The sequence below is a fragment of the Escherichia sp. AM3 genome, assembly GCF_032029835.1.
Taxonomy (GTDB): Bacteria; Pseudomonadota; Gammaproteobacteria; order Enterobacterales; family Enterobacteriaceae; genus Escherichia; species Escherichia coli.
The window spans coordinates 1-750 of sequence record NZ_JAVUPQ010000451.1; the positions used below are offsets into that span (position 1 = coordinate 1).

Annotated in this window: 1 protein-coding gene; it reads right to left on the reverse strand. The window is 42.7% G+C overall.

From position 1 onward, the window contains the following. The coding region (locus RTW80_RS26540) for a helix-turn-helix domain-containing protein (RefSeq protein ID WP_312721072.1) at positions 1 to 611 on the reverse strand (611 nt) is incomplete at its 3' end. Positions 612 to 750: the final 139 nt, after the last annotated feature.

A 750-nucleotide genomic window follows, 5' to 3' on the forward strand; every position in this document is an offset into this window, starting at 1 on the left:
TATTCACATACCGTACCAGCAAAAGTTTCAACCGTGAGCAAATCGACCGATTTTGTTGACGGTTCAAACGTGGAAACGAAATAGATATCCGTCTTAAAATTCTTCATACATCTGGCTAAATGATGACGTCGTAGTTTGACTTCTTCATCCGGTGATTTATTCGACACTTCAATGTCATATTTAAATGAGTTGCCAAAAATAGGTGTCTCAGGAAAGTTGATTAATCTACACTCCGTCTTTTGCTGTTGACGTATTAAAAAAGAAGGGAAGATATTTGCGAGATCCCAATAATCACGGTGGCGGTATTCACGGGGAGAGCAGCCGAATAACTTTTTAAATTCGCGGCTGAATGACTGCTGTGAATCAAAATGCAAAGAGAGTGCAATATCAAGCATAGATTTCGCGGTGAGCCGGACAAGAATGGCGGCACGACAAAGCCTTCGTTTGCGAATGTATTCTCCCAAAGGCACATGCATGAAATTTCGGAACAGAAGCTGGATGTTGCGTCTGCTGTAGCCAGATTTCTGTGCGATATCTTCGATTGAAATAGGGTGCTCAAGATTGCACTCAATCCACTCCAGGAGCTGCTGTAGAATCTTCTGCCTGATCATCTCATTCTCCGTTAATTCTTTGTCATATCGCACATTTTCGTTATACCCTGGGCCCTAAGTGTATCAAAAATAGCAAGGGCGAAGGCAAAAGCACTGATAGCGTCTGCTTCGTTGTCCCCGAAAATAGAGAGGTTTCAGT